Origin of the sequence: Shewanella profunda (assembly GCF_023283765.1) — a bacterium.
Classification (GTDB): domain Bacteria; phylum Pseudomonadota; class Gammaproteobacteria; order Enterobacterales; family Shewanellaceae; genus Shewanella; species Shewanella profunda.
In genome coordinates, this window is sequence record NZ_JAKILG010000078.1 from 1 (window position 1) to 10,405 (window position 10,405).

At 44.0% G+C, this 10,405-nt stretch carries 8 protein-coding genes; 4 read left to right on the plus strand and 4 right to left on the minus strand.

The genetic code is table 11. The annotated features are described in order from the left end of the window. The first annotated feature begins 385 nt into the window (after positions 1 to 385). From L2744_RS20895 to L2744_RS20905, 3 genes are read left to right on the plus strand one after another with little or no spacing between them, the layout of a single operon-like run. Complete coding sequence (locus L2744_RS20895; protein WP_248993680.1) at positions 386 to 1,252, plus strand: TIGR04255 family protein; 867 nt, start codon at positions 386 to 388, stop codon at positions 1,250 to 1,252. After that, complete coding sequence (locus tag L2744_RS20900; RefSeq protein ID WP_248993681.1) at positions 1,252 to 1,851, plus strand: hypothetical protein; 600 nt, start codon at positions 1,252 to 1,254, stop codon at positions 1,849 to 1,851. The genes L2744_RS20895 and L2744_RS20900 overlap by 1 nt, the downstream gene beginning before the upstream one ends. A gap of 11 nt (positions 1,852 to 1,862) precedes the next feature. Further along, complete coding sequence (locus L2744_RS20905) at positions 1,863 to 2,756, plus strand: hypothetical protein (RefSeq protein ID WP_248993682.1); 894 nt, start codon at positions 1,863 to 1,865, stop codon at positions 2,754 to 2,756. Between the two features lie 678 nt (positions 2,757 to 3,434). Here the strand turns inward: L2744_RS20905 and L2744_RS20910 are convergent. Next, on the minus strand, positions 3,435 to 4,208 hold the full coding sequence (locus tag L2744_RS20910; protein ID WP_248993683.1) for a DUF4097 family beta strand repeat-containing protein: 774 nt from the start codon (positions 4,206 to 4,208) through the stop codon (positions 3,435 to 3,437). Between the two features lie 267 nt (positions 4,209 to 4,475). On the opposite strand from L2744_RS20910, the gene L2744_RS20915 reads away from it, so the two are divergent. Further along, complete coding sequence (locus tag L2744_RS20915; protein ID WP_248993684.1) at positions 4,476 to 5,243, plus strand: class I SAM-dependent methyltransferase; 768 nt, start codon at positions 4,476 to 4,478, stop codon at positions 5,241 to 5,243. Between the two features lie 26 nt (positions 5,244 to 5,269). Here L2744_RS20915 and L2744_RS20920 read toward each other — a convergent pair whose 3' ends face one another. The 3 genes from L2744_RS20920 to L2744_RS20930 form a co-directional block, all read right to left on the minus strand. Next, complete coding sequence (locus L2744_RS20920) at positions 5,270 to 7,249, minus strand: M14 family metallopeptidase (protein ID WP_248993685.1); 1,980 nt, start codon at positions 7,247 to 7,249, stop codon at positions 5,270 to 5,272. 170 nt (positions 7,250 to 7,419) lie between these two features. Further along, a complete protein-coding gene (locus L2744_RS20925; RefSeq protein ID WP_248993686.1) occupies positions 7,420 to 8,535 on the minus strand; it encodes an FUSC family protein in 1,116 nt (371 codons plus the stop codon). Between the two features lie 262 nt (positions 8,536 to 8,797). Beyond that, the gene (locus tag L2744_RS20930) at positions 8,798 to 10,048 is read right to left on the minus strand and encodes a dicarboxylate/amino acid:cation symporter (RefSeq protein WP_248993687.1); all 1,251 of its coding nucleotides are present in this window, start codon (positions 10,046 to 10,048) and stop codon (positions 8,798 to 8,800) included. Between the last annotated feature and the right edge of the window lie 357 nt (positions 10,049 to 10,405).

Here is a 10,405-nt window from a genome sequence, read left to right on the forward strand (position 1 = left end):
CCTATTAGTGTAACTTTCATTTTGGACACCTTTTGTTGTTATTGAACGTGCAAATTCAATATGGCGTAAATGACGCCTACTTCACAAGAGGTGTCCATCCCATCATCCTTGTATGCTCAACCGTGACATCCATGTCACGGACGGTCACTTCCATATCAGCGCTTAATCCAGTTAACCATTGAGTATCCTGTTAGCCTGTACATGCCCCAATTCTGTTGTTTCGTCGCAAAATTTAACAATGGGTGTTTCAATAAACTTTGCTAAGAGTCGCTGTTGTGTCCAAAAAAGTGTAAATTTTGAACTAATATTACTTTTTAAGTGTCCAAAAAAGTGTAAGATACTCGTCCGAGAGAAACTCTCTTTGATTATAACTGTGGTAGATAGTATGAAAAAAACTCTAGAAAAGGCACCTTTAGTACATGCTTTAATTCATTTAAGATTCGCTGAAGTTCCTACTCTAAAAACTATCGATCCTGAGCTTATTAAAGCTCTTCACGTAAGGATGATTGATGAAGGGTTTCCTGAAAAAATTGAAAGCCAAGCAGATATTGCAGAATGGAACTATGATGCAGTTTCTCAACAGATGAAACACCGCAAGCTATCAAACACTCGTTTGTTGTTCCGAGCTGCTGGTGAGCGCGAGATCTTCGAGATATCTGACTCTTCGATTATATTGAAGTCAACAAAATACGGCACATTTAGTGACTTTTACGACAAATTCCATCGTTTACTACTTGTTTGTATGGAGATAATCCCTAAGTTAGACAAAACATTGCTAAAAAGTGTCGGTCTTAGATATGTTGATGTCATTGCTCCCTCTGGAGAGAGTACTCTTCGCGATTATGTTTCAGCTGACATTCAACCACCTTATCTAGAAGGCGTTGGAACACATTTACAAGGGCACTCACTAAAAGCAGTAAAAGTAGCGGAAAACCAAGTTTTAGTTGTTAACTTTGAAGAGTTACCAACCATTGATAATCGCGTACAGAAAGTGTTACCTGAAAATTTGATGGAACCTGACGAAAAATGTGGCTTAGTTATTGATGGTCAAAGAGATTGGTTTAACGTAAGATCTGAAACATACGGCATATTGGATGTAGATCATACGTACCAATTTGTTCACAGCCCTACATTTAGCGTAGTTTTAATCGCTGACGCTACACGCAAGCTATATCAAAGTGCAAGTGACATATTTTGGGGTGTCATTTCTGAAAAAGCTAAACAAGCGTGGGGATATAAGGAGGAAAGCTAATGTGGAATACAACTTCATCTATAAACAAGAAAACAACCGTGATAGCTCTAAGCGTGATGTGTTTCAATACGCATGCGGTTGTTGATATTGATAGCATTCTTCCACCTCAATACGAAGTATCTTATAGCTCTAATATTTGTGGTGAACAGTGGTCTTCAATTGGTGTTACAGGGCTTACTGGCTCTGACAATAAGATAGAATTACTGGGAATTGCTGATATTGTTGATTTAGTGAAAGTAGCTTTGGGTCTTCCAAACAAAGACATAGCAAATATTTTTGGTGTATCTCGACAAACTCTGCACTCATATAAAAACGCTGCTGATGATCATACTGTAAATGCTTCGAATCAAAAGCGTGCCTTAACGTTGGCTGAAATTATTCAAGAGATAAGCCCTAAGTTTAATCGCAGCCCCGGTGCAATGGCTAAAAACTACACAGTTGAAGGGAAGTCATTACTTAACCTATTGTCTGAACCATCTTTGAATATACGAGAAATTGTTCGGCTTTCTGGAAAGCTAGCAGAAAAGATGAACTCAAGCGCACCAAAATCAACAGTTACAAATGAAGTTTCTCTTCTTCAGCTAGCGAAGATTTCATAGGAGTTCATTAAGTGGCTGAAACGCCTGCTTCTAATGGTCAAATTCTTCTACACAACAAGAGGCTTGTACAAGCCTCTTGTTTTTTAGCTTCATATATAACAGAAGAAAAAAAACTTGAATGGTCACACTCTTTCGCTAAGGCTCATTTACGCGGAGATCTCTCAAAGTTAAAGCCTACCTCAGTTTTTCTTGTTCTCTCACAGAATTGTGATATCGCTTGCCAAAATGATGCGATTGAAACCTGCGTTGAACTTGCTGTTTGCAAAAAGATACGACCTCGGGAAGTTCATCAAGGTAACTCTTTTGTAAAAAGTGTTCGAAAGCTTCACTTCAAACTAGAAGAAAACTACTACGAGGCTAATGTAGACTATATCTTAACTGTCGAGAAAGCTGACCTGCTAAATGTCATCGATACGACAGAAAATTTCACTCTTCTTCAATTGGAGCGCGAATACGAAATTTCTGTACCAGTTTGGAGAGCCAATCGGTACTTAAGGAGTGCTCTTCCTGACAACTTCAATGCTGTTTTTTTCCCTTTATTTAATGAACGTATCGCGGATATCGAGGCTGAAGCCAAAGCAGAAGGAATGCCACACTACTCTAGCTTTATTCGTGCAATTTATATCTGGCTTGACTCCAATGAAGAAACTGATAGTTACAAATTCGATATTTTCGCGCTATTGCGAGATGAAACCAGCGATGGAAAAGTATCTGCGATTCAAAACAAAATTGAAGCTCTAGCAGAAGAGCTTGCCGAATCCGCTGGATATGAAGATCAAAGTGACATATACGCCGGAACTGAGAGTACTGTGACTGTCGCTTACCTGACTAAGTTTGTCCGACTAAATCTCGATTATCTATCTCTAGCACAGAGAGACGCTGATACAGGGCAAGAGCTTGATTAGTCATCATCAAATAGTTTAGAGACGCCCATTGTTAAATTTTGCTACGTAAAGATTGAATAGGCACATCTAAGCTATTGGGAACCTGCCTAACTTGCTCAAAGATATATACCTGCTGAGATTGTTCGCTCGGTTTTCACCTCACGTTTAGGTGCAGTTTCAGGCTAACAGGATACGATTTAGTTCGCGGAATTGAGCACTGTCATGGAAGTGACCGTTGGCGGCATGGCCGCTCTTTCACATCCATGTGATTGCTGCATTCGCACTTCCGTATGCAGCAGATGCCGCCGTCGAGCATACAGGGATACTTCTTAATAAATAAAAAGGCTGCGAGTCACTGGAATGGCAGTGCTTAACGATTAACTTTCATAATAAATCAATTATTTAAGCTTTAGTTCCCATTCACTACTTCGCAAAGGTAAGTTTTCCCCAAGTTAAATTCCCCCTTAAAATCATTACAGTAATGATGCGGATTCGTCGCCACCAAAGACTGGCCTGAATTTGGGCTGGAGAAGTATGAATCGAGAGCTAAAAAAATGCCGCTACCAGGGAGTCGCGGCAAAATTGCATTAACTGCAAAGGGTGGGTAGAAGACTGACATCTTGGCTGGGAACCGTTGCAATATCAGCCTCTACGCCGGGAAGAGGGTAAAACCTTGGGAGTAGATTATAAAACAGTGCTTTATTCCATGCTTACTGGGCCATCGATTTTGTCGAAGCTAACATTGCCAGAGCCCGCTGCTAAGATACTTAAGCCTTTAGTATTAACGACGTTAATATCGCCAGAACCATCAGTGATGGTCACAGTGCTTTGCACGTTCGTAACCTCTATGCTTCCTGAACCATCATCGATAACAATATTACCTTGAATATCAGTCACTTTGATTGCACCAGAGCCATCGACAATGGCGAGTTCGCCGCTAATTTGGTTGACTTCAATATCACCAGAACCATCATCAATACTGACATTGTTACCACCGTTGATAATGAGTTCACCCGAACCGTCTTTAACATTAATATCTGCGGTCATCTTGCTGATCAAAATGGCGCCTGAGCCGTCATCGATATCCAGTGCAAGATGTGCTGGCACTTGCAGTTTGATATCCATATAAGGTGAGTCGTTATTAAAACCGCTTTGCTCAAAATCGGCCTTGAGCTTGGCCTTATTGGCTTTTTTCTCAAGGGTTAAAATAACTTTACTGTCGGCATTGGTATAAATATCGGCGACGAGTTTTATTTGGTTGAGGCCTTCTACGCCTACAATTTCTAAACTGCCAGCGCCAGTTTCGGCAATCAGTCCTTGTAAGTCTTGGCTATCGAGTGTGAGTTCGCGCTGCTGGTGGTCCAAGTCGGGCATGCCGGCGGCGTTCACATTAATAATGCCGCCAGTGAGCGATACACCTGCGGTAAAAACCAATATAAAGCCGAGGATGAATATAAATGGACGTAGGGACATTTTTCTTCCTTGTTTTGTTAATTTGGCACTCGAGTTTCAGATAAGTGCTAAGCCAGTTGTAGCGATAAATACGATAATGCACAGCCCGTGCCAATTTTAAATTATCTATATAATCAGTTTGTTATGATTAAAGTGTCCGTTTAAGTCTGAGCGGACATGTCCGCTAAGTGAGTGAATTACTCATAGATTAGTGAAATTACTCATTTATTAAGTTAGTTTTCAGTATTGGGAGAAACGCTAGATGCAAAAATACAAGAAGGAAAATCTATGGATTACTTAAAGGTTAACAAAACGGCTTGGGATGCACGTACTCGGGTGCATTTAACCTCGGATTTTTATGATGTGGCAGGCTTTCTGCGCGGTAATACATCACTACAGGAAATTGAACTCGGCGAACTTGAGGTTACAGGCAAAAGTTTGCTGCATCTGCAATGCCATTTTGGCTTAGATACCCTGTCGTGGGCACGAATGGGTGCTAGCATCACAGGCGTCGATTTGTCAGAGGTGGCGATTATTGAAGCACAAAAGCTGGCACAGCAGACGCAGTTACAAGCAGAATTTATCTGTAGCGATGTCTACAGTGTGGCGAGCAAGGTAGAGCCTCATGATATTGTGTTTACCTCCTATGGTGCCATTGTCTGGCTGCCGGATTTGGAGCCTTGGGCAAAGACAATAGCCGCCTGTTTAAAACCCGGTGGACAGTTTTATATGGCTGAATTTCATCCTGCGCAGCAGTTGTTCGATGGTTACAGCTATTTCAATCGTGGTGAGCCAGACGTAGAGCAGGAAGGCACTTACACCGAAAATGCCGGTGATGACCAGCAAACCTTAATGTGCTGGTCACACAGTCTATCGGAAGTGATCAATGCATTACTGCAGGCGGGCTTAGCGTTGGAGTTCTTTCATGAATTTGATTTCAGCCCGTACCAATGTTTCGAGGGGCTCGAAGCACAGACCGATGGCCGTTATGTGCTAAAACACCAAGGGCAGAACGTGCCCTTGGTGTATAGCATCAGTGCGCGTAAGCCAGCGTAATCCTTGCCGTTTAGTCATGGCTAAAATTAGCGACTACGGTAAACCGGATACTTAAGGTATTGGTTATCGTAGTAAGGGCTGCGCTCATAGAACCAACGCAGACGCGCCTCGGGATCGGCGGCAAACTCGGCGTTGGTCAGTGCTTTGTCGAACTCAGCCTGCAGCTTAGGATCTTCTTTTAGCATCTTGGCCGCCAAAGGCTCTACCGCATAATCTTCAATGTATTCAGTGCGGGTGAAGATAGGATTGAAGAAACCCCATTGCAGTAAAGAGTCTGGTGACTGAGGTTCTAGCAGTAAGACTGCTAGATCACCTAAAGGTTGATCTGTACTGACTTTAATGGTGCCTTCGGGCAGAGTGGTGGTTAATTTAGTTAACTCCGACTCGACTTTTACCGTTTGACGACCTTCAAAAGCCTTAGCCGTAAACACCGGATGGGTGAGTTGGTATTGTTGTAATTTCAGCTCAGTTGGCTTTTTGAGCGTGGTCATGCGAATGCCATGTAGGTTCAGGCGCTCAATCACCTGTGTCCACTGGGCAGGGATATAGTAAGCACTCGGGCGAGTGACCTTAATATCGGGTACTGTTTCAGCCACCACAGGCAAGTTAGGGTACAGTTTAGGCTCACCCGTCCAGCGCACGACATCGGCACCACTGATTGAGCTCTTTTCGAGTTGATAATCTATACCTTTAAAATCCCAGCCTTTTTCTAATGGCGCCGATTTCCATGTGAGGGTGATCAGCGGTGACGCGCGATACTTATCTTCCTGAATTGCACTTTTCAGTTTAGTGGCCTGTTCGCCCACGGTTTTGAGGGTTTGTTCTAGCATCACATAAGTACCTAACACCCTTTGTTTAAAGGGTTTCAGGCTATGGTTTTCAACCAGAATGGTGGGTAAATGGCGTGCATCACCATAACCGTTTGAAAAGCGCGGGCTTGGATTCCACAGCGACATACCTTTAGTGATATCGGCGTTATCCACGGCAAAGATCAGTTGCCCAGGAATATGGCCTTGCTTTGTTAATGCCGCTTCAACCGCAGGTCTGTAGCTGTTTTCGAGCCAGCGGAAACTAGCAGGGCTCAACCCTTGGGCAAGGTTATAACCGAAGGTGACATCGTATTGATAGTCGATGCCGTCGGTAACATGAATATCAATATAAAGATCCGGCTGCCACACGTTGATGGCGCGTAGCATATGTTGCATTTCTAAGGTGTCGGCCTTGGCGTAATCGCGGTTAAGGTTGAGATTGTTCGCTGTCGTGCGCCAGCCCATATTCACAGGGCCGCGTTGATTCACTCGATTAAATTCACTACTGCGTTCATGGGCATCGACACTGAATATAGGCACAAACAGGAGGTTAGCTTTGTCCAGCAGGGCGTCTTTATCACCCTTGATAATATCCCTTAACAGCATCATCCCCGCATCTTTACCGTCGATTTCACCGGAATGAATACCCGCCTGCACGAGAATGGTTGGTTTAGTATTCTGCTTGAGACTCGCAGATTCACTCATACCTTCACTGCTAGCGACATACATCCAAATGTCACGTCCTTGGGGACTTTTACCTAAGCTCACTTTTTGTAATTTAGTGGTTTCGCTGGCAAGTCTGTCGAGCCAAAGGATAGTGTCATCGTAGCTTGGACTCTCAATGCCATTGCTTTGCTCGAATGGGGTTGCCCATTCGTTATCGATACTCAACATAATGGCTTCGCTGGCGCCATGCCATGTAATACTTGGCGGTAAAATAGCATCATTTACAAAGGTTTTGGCACGCTCAGGGACTAGTGTTGGCTGAGTTCCCTCGGTGGCTGCGGCGGTATTTGCGGCCACATTTTCCTGAGTCTCTGCGGTTTGGGCATTCTCAACGGCGTTCGGGGTGCCGACTTCTTGGGGCGCCGTTGTTACAGAAGTTTCTGGAATAGCAGTTTTAACATCGTTGGCAAAGCCGACATTACTGGCAGATAGGCAGGCAATGGCGATAACGGAGAGGGAAAATAAGCGCATGAAAAAGCCCATAAATCGAATTTTTATTAGGACGGTATCTTTTCATTAAACCCCCTGTGAATCAAGGCCAACCAAGGGTTTATCTAGGGTTTAGCGCATTAGGGGAGTAATGCGCCAAGACTGATCCAATTTGGATTCTAATATTTAATTGTTAATTGCACAGGTTTGCTCTAATTGCTTTTAGCGGGCTGCTTTTTATAGGCGCTATCGATAATACTGATATCTTCATACAGGGCTTCTACTGCTATTGCGAGTTGATAAATAAGCCAACTATAGCCTGTGAGAGCAAACCCCCGTGGTGCTTGGCTGGATGAGGACGTTATGTCTATGGTCGCAATTGAATTTGTCGTTGGCAGTGTCAGTTGTAGCCTTTGTTGTAATTGCAGATCTAAGTGTTCGGGTAAAGCGGGCAACTGCGTGGCTTTACCCGCAATAAATTCCGCTAATTGTTGTAAGTAAAGGGCAAGCTCAGCGGCAATGCCATTGATTTGGTGGTAGGCGTCTTTATCTTCTTCCTCCCAGCGGGTTAAGGGCAATAGTTCGAGCAAAGTGATTAAACGCACCTGTTTGTTCACTAATTGTGCCAATAACACTTTGTGTTTTTTGAGGGTTTTGCTTTCCCATTCTAAGGAGAAAAATAGCTTCTTTTGGGTGAGTACGGCTTTCATCGCGGCTTCGAGTTCGGTGCGAAAATCTAAGCTATGGTTGGCGGGAGCCTTTAGGTGTTTGGTTAGCACATTTGCCATATTTTCAATGGCGTTGGTGAGCTGGGATCGCCAGTCTTGTTTGGCTTGGATGGGGAAAATAAACAAAGATACCAGAATAGCGATCACGCAGCCGGAGAGAATATTTGCGGTGCGCCATAGAGCTTCGGAGGTGTCATGGTTGGCATCGCCAACGACTATAATGATGGTAAACCCTGACACCAAATAGGCGTAGCTATAACGTCCGGCTGAGATAAAACAGATAAGACTTACTGCCAAGATCAGTAGGCTCATCATTAGCCAATAGCTATCAATCGTTGCGACTAACATCACTCCATAGGCTGAGCCTAAACAAGTCCCTATGGCCCGCTGTAGTGATTTTTCAATCGCGCCACCGACCTGCGGTAAGCTCATCATAATGATCACTATCGTGACCATGCTCCAGATAAAATGCGGTGGCGTCCAAATGGCATTAATTGTTACGGCAATGAGTAGCGCTAGCCCAAGCTTGAGGGCATGGATTGAGCGGAAATAGCGGTAAATAAAGTCGGCAAAAGGTGTTGCGGGGGCAAATACAGACATAGTGCAAAACTCCTTTGGAACTTTAACTTAGGCTCAGTATCGCAGAAAAGCGCGGCCAGCTGCGGTCATGTTGCTATAAGAAATGTAAATTGCGAGGCCTAGCAGATTGAGCTTAGTAACGGTGATGTTAGGGATCACATTGACACTGAGATATTTGAGTTAAGTCAGTTTGACTGCTTGCCTGTAGAAACCGCCCACTATGCCGTTTAACCAGCATAAAAAAGCTTGAATAAGCACTGCTTATTCAAGCCTGTATTCGAAGTTAGCTTAAGCTGCGCTCGTTATCTGCTTCAACTTCGCCCTCTGTATATTTATCCATGATTAATGCACATGCCGCGTCACCTGTGATATTGAGCGCGGTGCGGATCATGTCAAATACTCGGTCTAAGGCAAATAGCAAAGGTAAACCGTCGATAGGAATGCCTGCGGCTAATAGCACAGCCACCACTAAGAAGGATGGACCTGGCACACCCGCTTGGCCGATAGCGCCTAAGGTCGAGGTGAAGATGATGGCCGCGTAGGCTGTCATCGAAAGGTCGACGTTATACATTTGGGCGAAGAACATGGCGACTAAACCATAATAAATCGCGTTACCGCTCATATTAATGGTGGCGCCTAATGGCAGAACAAAGGCGGTGGTGGCCTTAGAGACTTTAAGATCTTCTTCACAGGTTTCCATATTCACAGGTAGCGTCGCCATGGAAGAGGCGGTTGATAATGCCATTACCTGCGGTTTTTTCATTGCCGAAATAAATTGGCGCGCTGACACTCTAGAGAAAAGTTGCACCACCAATGGGAAGAAGATAAAGCCGTAGATCAGAATCGCTGCCACAAATACGCCGAATAACTTAAACACCACTTCTAGCGCATCGAAACCGAAGGTACCCACGGAATCGGCCATCAAACCAAATACGCCGATAGGGGCAATGATCATCACGCAGTTGATCATCCATACGAAGGCATCAACAACTGTATTGAGTGCGGCCAAAATAGGCTTAGCACCATCGCCTTTAACCTTAGTGAGCGCGATACCGAAGAAGATACTAAAAACTAAAATTTGTAAGATGTTACCGCCATTCAATGACTCGAACACATTGGTCGGGATCATACCGATAAAGGTATCCATTACCCCTGGCAGTGCGCCCTGTTCCTTAGTGACTTCCATCAAGCCTGTGCTGCTGTGGGCGGTAAAATCAACCCCGGCACCGGGCTTAAATAGATTACCCATCACGAGAGCTAGCACCACAGCAAAGCCTGAAGTCACAATAAAGAAACCGAATGTGCCAACGCCAATCTTACCTGCCGAAGGGCTATCGCCTAAACTTGCTGCGCCGCTAATGATAGAAACCAACACCAGTGGGATCACTAGCATTTTGATTAAGTGGATAAAAATGGTTCCTAACGGCGCAAACATGCTCGCGCTGTCGCCCATCATAAAACCTACGAGTGCGCCTAAAATCATGGCAATGACCACTTGCACACCAATATTGCCTAATAAACTCTTATTCTTCACTGTTGCTAAACTCCGCTGTTGCCGTGGTATTTTGTATCATGCCTAGGCGATTTGAACACTATGATTTAAACCTTAGCGATTAAGGCCCACACTGCGTTAAAGGCAAACATCCCGACACTCTTTTTGTACGACTAAAGTACCATAATTGGATAGTTTGGGTTTGTGAAACATCACCAATCTTGGTTTTAAAATAACCAACGCCTAAATCAAGCTAGTCTTAAATGAATAATATTCAATTTTTTGTAGTTAACCTGAACTCGGGATAAGAAAATTTGAACTAATAGCCCTCCAAGTGATCGGATCTTTCGACCAAGAGAAACCCCATCACACCGGAGGGCCTATGCATAAATTAGTGGA

Coding starts and splice junctions, on each gene's coding strand:
- L2744_RS20925 (WP_248993686.1), bottom strand. CDS start 8,535: ATGTCTGTATTTGCCCCCGCAACACCTTTTGCCGACTTTATTTACCGC.
- L2744_RS20910 (WP_248993683.1), bottom strand. CDS start 4,208: ATGTCCCTACGTCCATTTATATTCATCCTCGGCTTTATATTGGTTTTT.
- L2744_RS20920 (WP_248993685.1), bottom strand. CDS start 7,249: ATGCGCTTATTTTCCCTCTCCGTTATCGCCATTGCCTGCCTATCTGCC.
- L2744_RS20895 (WP_248993680.1), top strand. CDS start 386: ATGAAAAAAACTCTAGAAAAGGCACCTTTAGTACATGCTTTAATTCAT.
- L2744_RS20915 (WP_248993684.1), top strand. CDS start 4,476: ATGGATTACTTAAAGGTTAACAAAACGGCTTGGGATGCACGTACTCGG.
- L2744_RS20900 (WP_248993681.1), top strand. CDS start 1,252: ATGTGGAATACAACTTCATCTATAAACAAGAAAACAACCGTGATAGCT.